The organism is Phenylobacterium aquaticum, assembly GCF_022695515.1.
GTDB classification, from domain to species: Bacteria; Pseudomonadota; Alphaproteobacteria; order Caulobacterales; family Caulobacteraceae; genus Phenylobacterium; species Phenylobacterium aquaticum.
Genome location: NZ_JALDPT010000001.1, coordinates 114,317 through 130,811, shown reverse-complemented (window position 1 = coordinate 130,811; position 16,495 = coordinate 114,317). Strand labels below are relative to the sequence as shown.

At 67.9% G+C, this 16,495-nt stretch carries 15 protein-coding genes; 11 read left to right on the top strand and 4 right to left on the bottom strand.

The features are described from left to right. Positions 1 to 75: 75 nt before the first annotated feature. Positions 76 to 318 carry a hypothetical protein gene (locus MQH10_RS00565; RefSeq protein ID WP_242562126.1) on the bottom strand — a complete coding sequence of 81 codons (243 nt, stop codon included), beginning with the start codon at positions 316 to 318 and terminating at the stop codon, positions 76 to 78. 215 nt (positions 319 to 533) lie between these two features. On the opposite strand from MQH10_RS00565, the gene ppk2 reads away from it, so the two are divergent. The 6 genes from ppk2 to MQH10_RS00535 all read left to right on the top strand — a co-directional run bounded on the left by ppk2 (position 534) and on the right by MQH10_RS00535 (position 6,286). Then, positions 534 to 1,301 carry a polyphosphate kinase 2 gene (gene ppk2 / locus MQH10_RS00560; RefSeq protein WP_242562125.1) on the top strand — a complete coding sequence of 256 codons (768 nt, stop codon included), beginning with the start codon at positions 534 to 536 and terminating at the stop codon, positions 1,299 to 1,301. 11 nt (positions 1,302 to 1,312) lie between these two features. Continuing rightward, positions 1,313 to 1,996: a ParB/Srx family N-terminal domain-containing protein gene (locus tag MQH10_RS00555; protein ID WP_242562124.1), complete on the top strand. Its 684-nt coding sequence runs from the start codon at positions 1,313 to 1,315 to the stop codon at positions 1,994 to 1,996. Between the two features lie 161 nt (positions 1,997 to 2,157). Continuing rightward, complete coding sequence (locus tag MQH10_RS00550) at positions 2,158 to 3,015, top strand: enoyl-CoA hydratase-related protein (RefSeq protein WP_242562123.1); 858 nt, start codon at positions 2,158 to 2,160, stop codon at positions 3,013 to 3,015. Positions 3,016 to 3,251: 236 nt separating this feature from the next. Next, positions 3,252 to 3,437: a hypothetical protein gene (locus MQH10_RS00545; RefSeq protein WP_242562122.1), complete on the top strand. Its 186-nt coding sequence runs from the start codon at positions 3,252 to 3,254 to the stop codon at positions 3,435 to 3,437. A 159-nt stretch (positions 3,438 to 3,596) separates the two neighbouring features. Next, positions 3,597 to 5,267 carry a copper resistance system multicopper oxidase gene (locus MQH10_RS00540; protein WP_242562121.1) on the top strand — a complete coding sequence of 557 codons (1,671 nt, stop codon included), beginning with the start codon at positions 3,597 to 3,599 and terminating at the stop codon, positions 5,265 to 5,267. Continuing rightward, a complete protein-coding gene (locus MQH10_RS00535; RefSeq protein WP_242562120.1) occupies positions 5,264 to 6,286 on the top strand; it encodes a copper resistance protein B in 1,023 nt (340 codons plus the stop codon). The genes MQH10_RS00540 and MQH10_RS00535 overlap by 4 nt, the downstream gene beginning before the upstream one ends. Positions 6,287 to 6,759: 473 nt before the next feature. Here MQH10_RS00535 and MQH10_RS00530 read toward each other — a convergent pair whose 3' ends face one another. The 3 genes from MQH10_RS00530 to MQH10_RS00520 all read right to left on the bottom strand — a co-directional run bounded on the left by MQH10_RS00530 (position 6,760) and on the right by MQH10_RS00520 (position 9,860). Then, positions 6,760 to 7,713 carry a bifunctional enoyl-CoA hydratase/phosphate acetyltransferase gene (locus tag MQH10_RS00530; protein ID WP_242562368.1) on the bottom strand — a complete coding sequence of 318 codons (954 nt, stop codon included), beginning with the start codon at positions 7,711 to 7,713 and terminating at the stop codon, positions 6,760 to 6,762. A 78-nt stretch (positions 7,714 to 7,791) separates the two neighbouring features. Beyond that, positions 7,792 to 7,929, bottom strand: a complete 138-nt coding sequence (locus MQH10_RS00525) for a hypothetical protein (RefSeq protein ID WP_242562119.1) — start codon at positions 7,927 to 7,929, stop codon at positions 7,792 to 7,794. A gap of 17 nt (positions 7,930 to 7,946) precedes the next feature. Then, a complete protein-coding gene (locus tag MQH10_RS00520; RefSeq protein ID WP_242562118.1) occupies positions 7,947 to 9,860 on the bottom strand; it encodes a DUF3141 domain-containing protein in 1,914 nt (637 codons plus the stop codon). Between the two features lie 89 nt (positions 9,861 to 9,949). Here MQH10_RS00520 and MQH10_RS00515 point away from each other — a divergent pair, with 89 nt between their 5' ends. The 5 genes from MQH10_RS00515 to MQH10_RS00495 are packed head-to-tail and all read left to right on the top strand — an operon-like array spanning position 9,950 to position 16,495. After that, on the top strand, positions 9,950 to 10,972 hold the full coding sequence (locus MQH10_RS00515; protein ID WP_242562117.1) for an HlyD family secretion protein: 1,023 nt from the start codon (positions 9,950 to 9,952) through the stop codon (positions 10,970 to 10,972). After that, complete coding sequence (locus MQH10_RS00510) at positions 10,969 to 12,732, top strand: ATP-binding cassette domain-containing protein (protein ID WP_242562116.1); 1,764 nt, start codon at positions 10,969 to 10,971, stop codon at positions 12,730 to 12,732. The genes MQH10_RS00515 and MQH10_RS00510 overlap by 4 nt, the downstream gene beginning before the upstream one ends. Next, positions 12,732 to 13,883: an ABC transporter permease gene (locus tag MQH10_RS00505; RefSeq protein WP_242562115.1), complete on the top strand. Its 1,152-nt coding sequence runs from the start codon at positions 12,732 to 12,734 to the stop codon at positions 13,881 to 13,883. The genes MQH10_RS00510 and MQH10_RS00505 overlap by 1 nt, the downstream gene beginning before the upstream one ends. Before the next feature lie 6 nt (positions 13,884 to 13,889). After that, positions 13,890 to 15,008: an ABC transporter permease gene (locus MQH10_RS00500; RefSeq protein WP_242562114.1), complete on the top strand. Its 1,119-nt coding sequence runs from the start codon at positions 13,890 to 13,892 to the stop codon at positions 15,006 to 15,008. Further along, positions 15,005 to 16,495, top strand: coding sequence for an efflux transporter outer membrane subunit (locus MQH10_RS00495; protein WP_242562113.1), 1,491 nt, complete (start codon positions 15,005 to 15,007; stop codon positions 16,493 to 16,495). Before MQH10_RS00500 ends, MQH10_RS00495 begins: the two co-directional genes overlap by 4 nt.

The window sequence follows — 16,495 nt, the reverse complement described above, 5'->3', positions numbered from 1 at the left end:
CAGCGGCGCTTGTCAACGGTTCAGCGTCCTTAGGCTTTCGCCGGGGCTCGGTGACCGATCTTGCGCAAGGCTCGGTCACTGGGCCAGCGATAACCCCTGCGCCCCCTCGTCGGTCTCACAGATGCGCACCTCGGCGCGTTCGCCGTGACGGCGGAGCGCTTCGACCATGCGTTCTGCTTCCGCCACGGCCAAGTCGCGGCACCACATCGGGGTCATCATCTGACGATCGCGCCGGATCGCCCAGCCGTAGCTTTCCTTGACCACCTCGAAGGTGATGAGGGCGGACGTCGCTTCCTGAGCGGCCGGAGCTTCATTCACGTCCATTCTCCTCGGCCATGTCGCGCGATGCGCGCGTCTGTCAGTCAGGACGCAAGCCGGGCCCCGACCTTACAGGCGGCCTTGGAACGCGCGCCGCGCCGCGACTTCTGCGCGCATGCTGGCCTGCGCGTAACGAATCTCAGGTCGCGGCGTCTGTTCCCGGTCGGTGTTGTCCGCGCTGCTGCGCGAGCTGCCGTCGCGGATGGGAGACGACGATGGGCCACAAGCGCAAGCACGACATTTCCGACGACAAGCGGTACCGGGCCGAACTACAGGAGGCCCAGGTCCAGCTTTCGCGCCTGCAACGCCACGTGATCGCCAACAACCTCAAGATCCTGGTGATCTTCGAGGGGCGCGATGCGGCGGGCAAAGACGGGGTGATCAAGCGGATCACGCGCCATCTCAGTCCGCGCGAGACCCGTGTGGTGGCGCTCGACCCGCCCTCGGATCGCGAACGACGGTCCTGGTATTTCCAGCGTTACGTCGCTCACCTCCCGGCCTCGGGCGAGATCGCGCTCTTCAACCGCAGTTGGTACAACCGCGCTGGGGTCGAACAGGTCATGGGCTTCTGCAGTGAGGCCGAATACGAGGAGTTCCTCGTCACCGCGCCGTTGTTCGAGAACCTCCTCGACCATTGCGGCGTACGCCTGATCAAATACTACCTCGACATCTCGAAGAAAGAGCAGAAGGCGCGGATCGAATCGCGGACGAAGGATCCTCTGCGCCAGTGGAAGGAGAGCAAGGTCGACCTGGCTGCGGTCAAACGGTGGGCCGATTACACGGCCCTGCGGGACACCATGCTGGCGCGAACCCACACGCTCACGGCCCCCTGGACCATCGTCAGCGCCAATGACAAGCGGGCGGCCCGGATCGCGGTCATGCGCGACCTGATTGGCCGTTTCGAGTTCGACGACAAGGCGTCGCAACCGGCCGACCCTGCGATCCTCTTCCCGTTCCATGAGACCGCAGCGCTCGAGAGCTGAGCCCGGTGTCCATGGGAAACGTCAGCGCCGATACGCGCCCGCCGAGCTCTTCTGAGGAGAGCCGCCCCACTCGCTCCATCGACACGCGGCCGGTTTCGCTCTGGGCGCTTGACGATCTGCGCCCGACGCAGATGACCGTCGGCTTCCAGGAAGTAGAGTACAAGCGACGGCGTTGGTGCGCGCAAGGCGCGCGCCTGGACCCCGAGCTCCGGGCCCGCCCCGTCCCGGCCGTCGTGGGTCCGGGCGGCGCCGCCTATGTGCTGGATCGGCATCATACACTCTGCGCCCTGAAGCTTGAGGGGGTAGCCAGGGTGGCTGTGGCGGTCGTCAGCGAGCTCGACCTGCTGGACCGCGCCGCATTCTGGCGCGAGATGGAGGCACGCGGTTGGTGCCGTCCCATCGACGTCCATGGCGTCCGGTCCTCCTGCGACGCCGTTCCCCAACGCTTCGAGGATCTGGCGGATGATCCCTTCCGCAGTCTCGCTTCGGCGCTGAGGCGAAGCGGCGCGTACGTCAAAACCGACGGACCCTACAGCGAGTTCGGATGGGCGGACCATCTGCGGCGACACCTTACGGCCGAGCAGGTCCGACAGGACTTTCCCGCCGCGCTGACGGTCGCACAGGGGTTGGCGCGCGCGCCGGCCGCTCGCGGCTTGCCGGGAGCCTCCCGCCACCGCGTCGCGGCGACGTCCTGAACCGGTCGCCTGCGCCGTGGGGAGCTTGGCGCCCAGCCGACATGGGTCTTGGGGTGTCCAGAACGCCGCCGCCGGTGCGGCGGATGCGGATGTGCGTTGGCGTGGAAGCTGCCGACTTGCAGCCGCGTCCAAGCGAAGACGCCGCGAGATCGGCGCAATCGATGAAGGTCATCTCCATGGAAAACCCCATTTCCGATCCGTTGGTGGAAAATGTGATCGTCGACGACATAGCCGATGTGGTGAGGCTGGAGGCTTCGCCCGAAGGCGTGGTCTTCGTGACCCTGAAGCGGCCAGCCGAACACAATGCGTTGAATGCCCTCGCGGTGGAGGGGCTCGCCGAAGCTTTAGAGACGCTGCATGGCGCGGAGGGCGTGCGCATCGTCTTCCTTCGCGGGGCCGAAGGCGAATTCGGCGGGAGTCTCGACCGGGCGCAGGTGACCGTCGCATCGGAGGACTGGATCGAGGACGACGTCCGCGGCGACGCGGTCGCGGCGGGCCGTCTGCTGAGGGCCGTGGCGGCCACTCCGGCGCTGACGGTCGCCATCGTCGAGGGGGCGGTTCGCAGTCTCGGCGTTGGCCTGGTGGCCGCCTGCGACATGGCGGTCGCGCGCTACGATGCGGTGTTCGCCGTTCCGGACCTCAAACTCGGTCTCCTGCCCGCGATGATCGCGCCCTACCTCATGCGCGCCGTCGGCCCGCGTGAGGCACAGGCGCTGTGCGCCCTGGGCCGTAGCTTCGATGCGGCCGAGGCGCGGCGGCTCGGCCTGGTGCAAGAGGTGGTGGAGGGCCCTGCAGACCTCGATCACGCGATGGACCGCCTGATTGACTGGGCGCTGACCAGCGCCCCGGAGGCGGTGGCGGAGCTGAAAACCCTGTTCGCGGAGATCGCCTACAAATCCCCAGATCACGCGCTTATCGAGAGTCTCGCACAGCGCCACGCGGCACGCTGGGTCCGTCCCGAGGCGCGAGAGGGCGTGGCGGCCTATCTCGAACGTCGCAAGCCGCGGTGGAATCGCTGAACGGAACGCTTCGCGGGCCGGAGCGGCGACAAGGGGGCGCTGCAGTGTTCAGGCGCATGCTTCTGCCTCCATGGGCCTCGGCCATTTTCCGCGTAAGGCGATCTGCCGAGCTGCGTCTTTCACTTAGAGCTCGGCTGACCCTCCTCGAATGATAGGTCGTCCGAAGCTCTGAGCCCCGCAGCGGACAGCGCCGGCCGTTGCGGGAGCGCAGGTCCGGCGTCTTTGGAGACGAGATCATGAGCTGTTGTGGCCCCAAGGCCTCCACTTCCGCGCAGCAGGCGCGGCCGACATCCCAGGCGACCGAGACCCCGAAGGGCGAGGCTGCCGGCTGCTGCGGCGGCGCCAAGGAGGAGCGTAAGACGCCCGCCTCCGCCCCGGAGGCCGGCGCGCACAGTGAAGGCCGTCACACCCACGCCCGCTGAGCTGCGCCGCCGTCATCGGCTGTCCCCACGGGTCGCGCGCGACCCGTGGGGACCAACGGACGTCTAGGACAGCCGGCCGCCCACTCGGGGCGAGCCCCGCACCCCTGCCCGAGCCGACGCGATGTTCGCCCGTCTCCCCTCCCCCAACCGAGGTTGCCCATGCCGCCCACTCTCCTTGCGTCCGACGGACCGACACGCCGGCGCTTCGTCACCGGAGGCGCGGCGATTGGCGCAGCCCTGGTGGCTCGGCCGGGGTGGGCGCAAGACCTTGGCGGCGCCGGCGGACCCAATGACCTCACCCTCGCGCCGCTCGATGTCAATTTCACAGGGCGGCCGCGGCAGGCGACGGCGATCAATGGCGGGGTGCCCGGACCGCTGTTGCGACTGCGCCAAGGGGAGACAGCGACGGTAAGGGTCACCAACCGCCTGGCCGCGCTGACGTCGATCCATTGGCACGGCGTGCTGGTGCCGCCGGAGATGGACGGGGTACCCGGAATAAGCTTCCCCGGCATCGCCCCGGGGCAAGCTTTCACCTATCGGTTCCCGGTGATTCAGGCGGGCACCTACTGGTACCACGCTCACACCCTGCACGAGCAGACCGGGGTCTACGGTCCGATCATCATCGACGGCGATGAAGGCGACTTGCCGAAGGCAGACCGCGACTATGTCGTGATGATCAGCGAGTGGAGCGACGAGGATCCGTTGCGGATCTATGGCAAGCTGAAGAAGCTCGGCGGGTACTACAATTTCAACCAGCCGAACCTGGGCGACTTCTTCGAGGATGCGCGCGGCAGCGGCTTCGCCGCCGCCCTCTCCTCACGTTCAATGTTCTATCGCGCCCGGATGGACCCGACCGACCTGAGCGACATTTCCGGGGCCACGTTCACTTACCTGATGAATGGCATGACACCGGTCGGCAACTGGACCGGACACGCGCGGGGCGGCGACCGCGTGAGGCTGCGGTTCATCGGCGCCGGGGCGGCCACCTATTTCGACGTGCGGATCCCTGGCCTGAAGCTCACCGTGGTCGCCGCCGATGGCCAGCCCGTGGAGCCGGTGACGGTCGACGAATTCCGGATCGCGCCCGGCGAGACCTATGACGTCTACGTCGAAATGCCCGATGACAGGGCCTACACCATCTTCGCCCAGGCGATGGACCGCTCCGGCTTTGCTCGTGGGACCCTCGGGCCCCCCGGCGCGACGCCCGCGGCCGTGCCGGCAGTCGACCGTCGTCCTTGGCTCACGCCTGCGGACATGATGGGCGGCATGGCCATGGCCGACATGCCCGGCATGGAGATGCCCGCCGGCCCGATCGCCCGCCACGCGCGGACCGAGTACGGGCCTGGCGTCGACATGCGGGTGGACCGCCCGCGGATCAACCTTGACGACCCGGGGATCGGCCTGCGCGACAACGGCAGGCGGGTCTTGACCTACGCGGACCTGAAGTCGCGCGGCGTGAAGGTCGATCCGCGCCCGGACGGGCGAGAGATCGAGCTTCATCTCACCGGAAACATGGATCGCTACATCTGGTCGATCGACGGCATCCGCTATTCGCAATCTCCGCCCGTCGCGTTCAAGGCCGGGGAGCGGCTGCGCTTGGTGCTCGTCAATGACACCATGATGACCCACCCGATGCACCTGCACGGGATGTGGATGGACCTCGAGAGCCCGGACGGGCAGTTCCAGGTTCGCAAGCACACCGTGACCGTGCAGCCGGCCCAGCGTGTGTCGATCGGTGTCAACGCCGATGCGCCCGGCCGGTGGGCTTTCCATTGCCACATCCTCTATCACATGGCCGCGGGCATGTTCCGCGAGATCGTCGTCGCATGAGAACGCCCGCCCCCCGCTCGAAACTGACGCACCGGTCTGCCTGGCTGGGCTTGGCCGCCGCGACCACCATCGTCGCCCCGCCCGCCCTGGCCCAGACCTCGGCCATGCCTACGCCCGCCGATCCGTCGCCCGCGCCGATGCAAATGGACGCAGGCGGCGGTCACGACATGGCGAGCATGCCTGGCATGACCGCCAATGACGGCAGTGGAACCGACCCGGCGATGGATGCGATGCCCGGCATGAGTCCGGCGCCCGCGCAAAGCAGCGCCGCGGCGGCCGGAGCCATGGCCCCCATGCAAGGCGGACGCGCGCCGGCCTCGGCCCGCGATCCCTATGCCTATTCGGGCGGCTACCAGCGCAGCACCATGCCCAATGCGGAGACCGCCGACGCTCTGCAGCTCGGGGCGCTCATCGTGGACCAGTTCGAAGCGGTGACCGGCAACCAGGGGTCCGGGGGAGCCTGGGACGTGCAGGGCTGGTATGGCGGCCCGTTCGACCGCGCCTGGCTCAGAACCGAAGGCGACGTGCGCAAGGGCCAACTCGAAACCGCCAGCGTCGAGGCCCTCTGGTCGCATGCGTACCACCCCTTCTGGGCGACCCAACTTGGGCTGCGGCACGATCTGGGCAAGGGCCCGGACCGGACCTGGCTCGCCTTCGGCGTCCAGGGGACCACTCCCTATTGGTACGGCATGGAGGCCACCGCCTATGTGGGAGAGAGCGGCCGCACCGCCGCACGGCTGAAAGCCTCGTCTGACCTGCGCTTCACCCAAAAGCTCGTGCTGCGGCCAGAGATCGAGGCCAATCTCTACGGACGCTCGGACCCGGCGCGGGGGCTCGGCAGCGGGCTTTCCACGCTCCAAACCGCGCTTCGCTTGCGCTACGAGATCCGCCGCGAATTTGCGCCCTATGTCGGGGTGGCGTGGAACCGAGCCTTCGGGGAAACTGAGAGGTTGCGGCGCGCGGCCAGCGGCAAGAACGACGAGGTTCAGTTCGTCCTCGGCGTAAGGGTCTGGCGTTAAGCGACCGCGACAGATCTTCTTGCCGGTCTGACCGGCGGCGGACACGCCGCCGCGGCCGCATGGAGCCGGTTCGATGAGCCCTAGGGCCCTGCCGACTGATCTGGAAGGTCCGCCGGGATCACCATCCCCGCGCAACAGCGACCCCCTGAGCACGGCGCGCCACGGAAGGCCGGGCTGGCGGCCCGGAGGGACTCGCCGGTCGAAAGGCCTCGAGCTTGTCTGACATCGCGTCCCCAGCGAATTCCAGAACCGGCGCGAGCTGACGGGAGGTTTTTCGCCTGCGGCCTTGACCGTGCGCCGGCCGGTCGACTCACCGCCACTGCAGCTGCGCCATCTGATGGGGCTGCGCGCGATCGGCGTCTCACCGTGCTCCGACTCATCGGAAGCTTCCGATTCGCGGAATGCTCCTTCGCCCCCATGCGGTCCGGCCGACGGGGGAGCTCATTGCCCCGATTGAGCCCGGGTCCGGCGCGTCAGGCCGGAAGCGGACAGCAGGCGCGCTCGGGCTGCGGCGCAGATTGCAGGCTCACGTCCGGCGGCGACGCTTTCGGCCGGGCGTCCGGTGTCCAATGATGCAGCAGCACAGCGAGCGCCAGAGAGGCCAGCCTGGCCGGCAGCGGGTCCGCCCGGGAACTGAGGACGACCGGCGCTGCTAACCCCAGCGCGATCCCCGCCGCTATCGCGCCGGCGAGATATTCCAGCTCTTTCGCCAGGATGTTCCCGGACACCAGTTCCGGCACGAGGAGGATGTCGGCGTCCCCGGCGACCTGGGAGACGATCCGCTTTTCGTCGGCAGCCCTGCGCGAAATGGCATTGTCCAAGGCGAGCGGGCCGTCGACGAGCGCGCCCGTGATCTGGCCCCGCCGGGCCATCAAGGTAAGGCACGCCGCGTCGACGGTGGAGATGATCGCCGGATTGATCGTTTCGAGAGCGGAGAGGAGCGCGACCTTCGGCGTTTCGATCCCCAGCAGGTGAAAAACCGCGATGGCGTTCTGAAGAATCTCGGCCTTGGCGTTCAGATCGGGGGCGATGTTGATGGCCGCGTCGGTGATGCCGAGCAGCTTCGGGTAGGTTGGAACCTCGGCGACGAACAGGTGGCTGACGCGCTGGCCGGGCAGCCGCAGGCCGTGATCCTTGTCCAGGAGTGCGTGCATCAGCGCATCGGTGTGAATCTCGCCTTTCATGATCAGCTCCGCGCGACCTGTGCGCACCAAGCCGACCGCCGTCGCGGCCGCTTCAGCATCGCTCGAGGCCGGAACAATCCAGTCCGGCTCAGGCGTCCAGCCGAGATCATTGCAAAGACCTTCGATCGCGTGCCGGTCGCCGATGAGACGCGGCTCGATGAAGCCGCGCCCATGCGCATCGCGCAGGGTCTCGAGGACAACCGATTGCGCGGCATCGACGACGGCGACGCGGAGAGGCGGCAGGACTGCGGCTTGGTCGATCAGATGTTCAAGCTTTGTGAGCGGTGGGGTTATGGATGACCCTTTCGGATTGCGGGGCTCTCACGACCAGCCGCGTGGTGACAGCCCGCGCGCCGCCCAGGCGAGGCTGTGATCGTAGGCGACGCGGACGATCAGACCCTTGCGCCCGTCGAGGCCGATCGCCTCGCAGGCCGCCGCATGCTTCGCCACAACATCCATGCATATGATCTCCGGCGTTACCGCGAGCCATAGAGGGAGGCGAAGGTCTCTTCCTGGGTGGCGTCACGCCGTTCGCGGAAGATCTTAAAGCCGTCCGACACCTCGCTGATCACACGCTGCTCCGCCGCGAGCAGCGGATTGTCCGCGGGCGCGGGGCGCCGGTCGGCGGTGATCGCGGGGGCCATCGCGGCGACCATCCGCATCCAGGGGGCGAATTGTTCGGAGAGCAGGTAGCGGCTGGTGCGCATCGGATGCAGCCACTTCAGCATGGCGGCCGACCAGGGATTGGCGCTGGCCTGGATCCAGGGGGCGAGGAAGGCGCGATAGAGGCCGAGGTTCAACTCCGAGACCTCGCGTACCCGCCCAAAGGCCTTCTCGGCCTTGGGAAAGCGCAGATCCTCCACCCCGCGCGGCTCAAAGCGCACGCTGAACTGCGGCTTGTGGCAATCGGGATCTCCGGTCGGGTTGTCGATCTTCATCTCATAGAGACCCGGTTCCAGAGCCTCGACGTCGGCGAGGCTTTCCAGGATCGCCCGATGCTCCAGCTTCGCGACGCTGGCCGAGACGAAGATGCCGAGGTGGCCGATGTGCGGGTTGATCAGATAGACGATGCGTTGACCGGCCGCCTTCAGATCGGCTGTGCTCTCGTAGACCGTGGGGATCCAGCTCAGCGCTTGGTGCGGCGGGGTGATGTTGTCGCCGTACGACGCGAAGAGCACCAAGGGGTTGCGGATGCGGCGAAGGTCGGCGACGCAACCCTCACAGATCCGGAAAATCCCACGTTCGACTTGATTGCCGATGAACAGATTTTCGACGATGGCCGCCATCTCGTTGCGGCTGAGAAAGTAGAATCCGTTCCACCAGCGTTCGAAATCCAGGAAACGATCCGTCTCCGTGTCGATCTTGGCGAACAGGGCCGTGTACTTGTCCCACAGCGCGTTGCCCGGGTTGAGGTTCTCGAAATTCAGCGCGAGCCACGCGCCGTCGAAGCGGCCGTCGCTGAGATCGGCCATGCACTCAGCGGCCCAGGCGCCGCCGAGAAGACCGCCGGCGAGCCGCATCGGGTTGACGCCGGATTCGCCGGCCCAATAGGACAGCGGCGATCCGTTCAGCACCGCCGGTCCGACGATCCCCTCGCAGTCGGCCGAGAGCAGGGTCACCGCCCAGCCGGCCTGGCAGTTGCCATAGAGCACCGGCGGTTTGCCCGGATGGCGGGCGGCGACGGCTTCGACGAACCGCCGCAGCGCATGCAGCACATCGGCCAATGTCTGGCCCTCGCACGGCTCGGGAAAGAAGATGACGAAATAGACCGGATGGCCTTCCTTCAGCGCCATGCCGACCTCCGACTCCCGCTTGAAACCGCCGATGCCGGGGCCATGCCCGGCGCGCGGATCGATCACGATCACCGGCGGCTTGTCATGATCGACACAGGCGTCCGCGCTGGCGTCGTCGATCTCGGTGATACGCAACAGGGCGTAGTTCGCCGGCGCATCGAAAGTGCGCGCATCCAGCAGGGTCTCATACTTGAACTTCAACAGCGGCGGCAGGCCGAGCCGCTCGTGTTCGAGCATGTTGTTGGCACGCCGTCGCAACACGTCCCAGAACAGGATCGAGCGTTCCCAGGCGTCCCGCTGGTAGGCGACCGCCTGGTCGAGCGTCGGTATCATGACGGAAGATGCGTTCGGCGGCGCCCGATCTTGCACGCGCGATGCCGCAAGACCGGCCGATGCACGGCTAAAGTCGCGCGTCGTGGCGCTGGTGGACGTAAGTTGATCCACGTGTGCTCCTTGATTTCGCGGCCGGGCCGACAGCTTCTTACACCCAGCGGACGCCGACGAGCCTCGCGCCTTACACCGGGGGCCTCGTTTTGGTGCGCTGCGGCCGAATCGGCGCGCTGATAGCCTGGAAATGAACCTGTTGGCGCCCGTCACCGGCGCGCGGCGCCGTAAGGCTTCGCCGTGGCGGGCGTCAGTCGCACGGCGCCCGCGTTCGAGCGCACAGAAGGAGAGCTATGCCCCACATGCACATCCCCGGCGGCCGGCGTACCGCCATCGCGCTCGCGGTCGGCCTCGTTGTGGCGGCAGGAGTGGGCTGGTGGATCACCCACCACGCCAAGCGCGCGAAGGAGATCACCCTCTTTGGCAACGTCGACCTGCGGCAGATCGAGTTGCCGTTCAATGGCGCAGAGCGGATCGAAGCGGTTCTGGTCACCGAGGGCGAACGGGTCGCGCGGGGCCAGGCGCTGGCCCGGCTCGACACCGGCCGGCTCGAGCCAGAAGTGGCCCAAGCGGCGGCCGAGGTCGCGGCGCAGCAACAGGTCCTGAACAAGCTCCGCCGCGGCGCCCGCCCCGAGGAGATCGGCCAGGCGCGAGCGGGTGTCGCCCAAGGGCTCGTCGAGGCCAACAACGCCCGCAGCAGATACGAGCGCCTGGCGGAGCTGGCGCAAAGTTCGGCTGGCCGGGCGCTCAGCCGCCAGGACCTGGACGACGCACGGGCCGCGTTCGAAGCGGCTCAGGCGCGCCTGACGGTCAATCAGCAGGCCTTGCGCCTGCAGGTGATCGGTCCCCGAGGTGAGGACATCGCCGAGGCCGCGGCCCGGCTCGACGGCGCTCGCGCCCAACTGGCCTTGCTCCAGCGCAAGCTGGCGGATGCGGTCCTGCGCGCGCCGACGAACGCCGTGGTCCGCTCGCGGCTGGTGGAACCGGGCGAGATCGTCACGCCGCAACGGGCGGCCTTTTCACTGGCGATCGTCGATCCAAAGTGGGTCCGGGCCTACGTGACCGAGACCGACCTCGGCCGGGTGCGGCCCGGGACAAAAGCGACGGTGACCGTCGACGCCTTTACCGGCCGCGGCTTTGAGGGATCGGTCGGCTTCATCTCGCCCGTGGCGGAGTTCACGCCGAAGACAGTGCAAACCGCGGATCTCAGGACGAGCCTCGTTTACGAGGTTCGGGTGTTCGTGAAGGATCCGGCCGATGAGCTCAGGCTCGGCATGCCCGCTACGGTGCACCTGCCCTTGGCCGCCAAGGCCGCGGCCCGATGACGGCGCCGGTGATCGTCGGCCGCGATCTGCGCAAGCGATTCAAACAGCGCGCCGGCGGTACGCTCGATGCGCTCGCCAGCGTGTCGCTGGAAATCGCCGCCGGGGGCGTGTCCGCCCTGGTCGGCCCAGATGGTTCCGGCAAGTCCACCTTGATCCGCATGATCGCCGGTCTGTTGAGCGCCGATGCGGGCGAGCTGACCGTCCTGGGCATCGACGTGGCCAAGGACCCGCAGGCCATCCAGGACCGGATCGGCTACATGCCTCAGCGGTTCGGCCTCTACGAGGACCTGAGCGTCCAGGAAAACCTCGACCTCTATGCCGATCTGCACGGCGTTTCGGCGGCGGTGCGGGCGCAGAAATATCCGCGCCTGATGGAAATGACGGCGCTCGGTCCCTTCACCGGCCGCCTGGCCGGCCGCCTCTCGGGCGGAATGAAGCAGAAGCTGGGCCTGGCCTGCGCCCTGGTCCGCTCCCCCGAACTGCTTTTGCTGGACGATCCGACGGCGGGCGTGGATCCGCTTTCGAGGCGCGAGCTTTGGGAAATCATCGCGGCCTTGGTGCGCGACGAGGGCGTGCCGGTGCTGATCAGCACCTCCTATCTGGACGAGGCGGAGCGGTGCGACCACGTCGTGGTGATGCACAGGGGCGCGGTGCTCGCGCAAGGCCGTCCCGACGACATCGCGCAGGTCGCGGCCGGGCGCACCTTCCGGGCAGCGCCGCGGGGGGAGGAATCGCCGCGCAAGCTGCAGGCGCGTCTGCTCGCCGATCCCACGGTGACCGACGCCGCGCCCGAGGGCGGACGCGTAAGGATCGTGTGCACCACGGCGCCGGGCGATGCAGCGTTCGCCGGCCTCGCCCTCGAGCCGGTTCCCGCCAGGTTCGAGGACGCCTTCATGATCCTGCAGCGGGCTGCCGACGCCACGAGGGCCAAAATGTCCACCGGGCCGGCGCCCGCCCTGCGGGCCGAGCAGCTGAGCGGCGGCGTCAAGGCCGAGGTGGTCGTCGAGGTCCGTGACCTAGTCAAACGCTTCGGCGAATTCGTCGCCGTGGATCGCATCGGTTTCGAGGTGCGCCGCGGCGAAATCTTTGGTCTCCTTGGGCCGAACGGCGCCGGCAAGACCACCACCTTCCGCATGCTTTGCGGCCTGCTGACCGCCACCAGCGGAACCTTGAACGTCGATGGCGCCGATCTTCGCCGCAGCCGTGCCCAAGCCCGCCGCAAGCTCGGCTATGTGGCCCAGAAGTTCTCCCTCTATGGGCAGCTTTCGGTGGCCGAGAACCTGGACTTCTTCGCCTCCGCCTACGGTCTGGCCGGGGCGGCGCGCCGCCGCCGGATTGACTGGGTGATGGACGAGTTCGCCCTACACCCCCTGGCGGGCGTGCTTGGCGGGCATTTGGCTGGGGGCTTCAAGCAGCGCCTCGCCATGGCCGCGGCCCTGCTGCACGAGCCGGACATCCTGTTCCTCGACGAAGCCACGAGCGGCGCCGATCCCGTCGCCCGGCGGGAGTTCTGGGGCCGGGTGAACGCTCTCGCCGACCAGGGCGTGACGGTGATCGTCACCACCCACTTCATGGCCGAGGCGGAATATTGCGACCGTATCGCCATCCTGGACTCTGGCCGGGTGCTCGCCCAGGGCGCGCCGGCCGAAATCCGCAGCCACGCCCTGACCGAGGGGAACCCAGAGCCGACCATGGACGACGCCTTCATCGCCGTCGTCGAGCAGGCCCGCGCCGCGGCGCTGCAGGGCCGGGCCGCGTGATGGCCGCCACATCCCCCGGCCCGCGGCTCGCCGCGAAGACCTCGCGCATCGTCGCTCTGATCCGCAAGGAGGGGCGTCAGGTCCTGCGCGATCCCTCCAGCTTCGCCATCGGCGTTGTCCTGCCGCTGATGCTGATCCTGCTGTTCGGCTACGCCATGTCGCTGGACGTCAAGCACGTTCCTGTCGCGGTGGTGCTGGAGCAGCCGTCCTCCGAGGCCAGCGAAGTCGCCGCCGGATTCCAGCTCTCGCCCTACTTCGAAACGCGTCTGACGCGGTCGATGGCCGAAGCCGAGGAATTGATGCTGGCGCAGAAAGTCGATGGCATCGTGCATCTCCCCGCCGACTTCGCGCGCCGCGCCGCCCAAGGTGACGCCAATATCGAAGTGGTGGTCTACGGCGTCGATGCGAACCGAGGCCGTTTCATCCAGGCCTATGCTCAAGCCGCAATCGCCCAGGCCGGTGTCCGTCGCGCCGCTGAGGGGCGGAGCGATCCCACGGCGGGGGGGCAAGCGGTGGTGGAGAGCCAGCTCTGGTTCAATGCGGCGAACGACAGCCGCTACTTCCTGGTGCCGGGCCTGGTCGTGCTGATCATGACCCTGATTGGCGCCTTCATGACCTCGATGGTGGTCGCCCGGGAGTGGGAGCGTGGCACCTTTGAAGCGCTATTCGTCACCCCAGTGCGCACGGACGAGATCCTGATCGCCAAGATCGTCCCCTATTTCCTTCTGGGTCTCGGCGGCCTGCTGCTTTGCCTGGGCTCCGCGCGCTTGCTCTTTGACGTGCCGATCCGCGGGTCGATCCTGCTCCTGGTTGCCGTCTCCATGCTCTACCTGCTGGTGTCCGTGTCGATGGGCCTACTGATCTCCGCAAGCCTCAAGGGTCAATTCCTGTCCAGCCAGGTGGCGCTGGTCGTCACCTTCATGCCGGCCCTGATGCTCTCGGGATTCATCTACGATTTGCGCGGCGTTCCCCTGGCTGTTCGGCTGATCAGCTATCTGGTGCCCGCGCGCTACTACGTAAGCTTGCTGCAGAGCCTGTTTCTGGCCGGCGACGTCTGGAGCGTCATCATCCCGAACGCCGCCGTCCTGGCGGTCTTCGCCGCCGTCCTGCTGGCGCTGACCCGGCTGACGACGCGCAAGTCGCTCGGCTGAACCCGCATGTTGAGTTCGCTTCTCCGCATCGCCGCCCTGATCCGTAAAGAGCTGCTGGCCATCCTGAAGGACGCGCGCACGCGCAACATGCTGCTGATCCAGCCGGTCATCCAACTGCTGATTTTCGGCTACGCCGCCACTCTGGACCTGAGCAACATTCCCTACGCGGCCTTCGATCGGGATCGCAGCGCCGCCTCCTCCGCCCTGCTCGCCAAGCTGGACGGTTCTAGCGCCTTCCAAAGGATCGCCAACATCACTGACCCCGACGAGATGCGCCGCCTGATCGACAGCCGGCGGGTCGTCCTGGTGGTCCAGATCGCGCCGGATTTTCAGCGGCGCCTGTCTGCGGGTCAGAACGCCGCTGTCCAGGTGGTCGCCGACGGCCGCAATTCCACGACCGCCGGCGCCGCGCTGGGCTCTGTCAATGCGGCGGTCGAGTCGTTCAACGTCGATTGGCGGCGCGACCACGGGCTCGCACCGCCGCCGGTGCGGCTCAGTCCGCGGGCCTGGTACAACCCCAACCTCGAAACGCGCTGGAACCTGGTGCCGGCTCTGGTCGGAACAATCACCATGATGTCGACCCTGATGCTGGCGGCGCTCTCGGTCGCCCGTGAGCGCGAGGAAGGCACCTTCGACCAGCTGCTGGTCGCGCCGTTCAACCCGGCGGAGATCATGGTTGGCAAGGCGATCCCGGCGATGATGATCGGCCTGACGCAATCGACGACCGCGCTGCTGGTCGCGCAGCTATGGTTCCGTATCCCCTTCGCGGGATCCTACCTCACCCTCTACGCGGGACTGGTCCTGTTCCTCCTGGCCGCGGTGGGAATCGGCCTGTTCGTTTCCTCGATCTCCGCCACCATGCAGCAAGGCATGCTCTACGCCTTCGTCACGATCATGCCGTTCGCGCTGCTGTCCGGCCTGACGACACCGATCAGCAGCATGCCGCGGGTGATCCAGGCCTTCACCCTGATCAACCCCCTGCGCTACGCGATCGACCTGGTCCACCGTGTCTACCTGGAAGGTCTAGGCTTGGATCGGCTTTGGCCGGATCTGTGGCCGATGGCGATCATCGCCACGGTGACCCTGACGGCGGCGGCGTGGATGTTCCGCAACCGGATCGAGTGAGCCTCGCCATGCCCCCCTCCCCTCGCGCCGCCCTCATCTTGGCTGCGATTCTGTCTTCTCCGCTCATGGGCTGCGCCGTGGGTCCGGATTTCCATCGGCCGCTGCCTGAGGTCCCGGCGGCCTGGAGCGCCCGCGCCACAGCCAGCGTGGGCGACCAGGCCAGCCAGGTGACCAGCTCGCCCGCCGAAGACGCTGTCGCGTGGTGGGTCGCTTTCAACGATCCGCAACTCACCTCTCTGATCGAGCGCGCGCGCGCCGCCAACCTCGATGCTCGTCTTGCCGTGCTGCGCATCGCCGAAGCCCGTGCGCAACGCGACGTCGCCGCGGCCGCCCAATGGCCCAGCCTGTCGTCCAATGCCTCCGCCCAGGTCAACAGGCTGAGCGAATCCACCCCGACCGGGGCGCTGTTCGGTAAGATCGGCCAGGTCGCGGGCGACTCGGGCGTCAGCTTCACCAATCCCTACGATCAATATCAGCTAGGATTCGGCGCCTCGTGGGAGGTCGACCTCTTCGGACGCGTGCGGCGATCGGTGGAGGCCGCCGACGCCGATAGCGCGGCGACCCTGGAGGACAGCCGCGCTGTTCTGGTGTCGCTGCTGGGCGACGTCGGACGCGCCTACATCGATCTGCGCGGCGCCCAGGCCAGGCGGAAGATCCTCGAGGAGTCCATCGCCACCCGCCGCGAGCTGCTTGAGCTTGCGAGCCAGCGCCGCCGCGCCGGACTGAGCGGCGACATCGACGTGGTCCGCGCCGCCGCTGAAGCCTCCAGCGCCGAGGCGCAACTGCCGGCACTCGATCGCCAGATCGCCCGGGACATCAACCAGCTCAGCCAACTGATCGGCCGTCCGCCCGGTGCGCTCCGGGCCGAGCTGGAGCCCTCAGCGCGCATTCCTCCGGTCCCACCGCGCGTGCCGGTCGGCCTGCCGGCGGATCTGGCGCGGCGTCGCCCCGATATTCGCGAGGCCGAGGCCCGGCTCCATTCGGCCACGGCGCGGGTGGGCGTCGCCGTGGCCGACCTCTACCCGCGGCTGACGCTGAACGCCCAAGGGGGATTGCAGGGGCAGAGCCTCGCCAGCCTCACGGACTGGGGAAGCCGGTTCCTGACCTCTGGGCCTGCCGTCGAGCTGCCGATCTTCGACGCGGGCCGGCGCCGCGCCACCGTTCGGCTTCAGGACCTGCGGGCGCAGGAGGCGGCGCTCAGCTATCGACGTACGGTCCTCGCGGCTCTGCATGAGGTCGATGACACCCTGACCGCCTACGGCGCCGACCAGGCGCGCGCCGCAGCCCTCATGGAGACGGTCGCACGCAACCGTGACGCCACGGCGCTTGCCAAGCAGCGCTATGCCAGCGGCGTCGGCTCCTACATCGAGGTGCTGGACGCTGAACGCACCCTCCAGCAGAACGAACTCGCCCAGGCGGAGAGCGCAGCGGCGGTGAGCAGCGACCTCGTCGCGATTTACAGGGCGCTCGGCGGCGGGTGGAGCTGA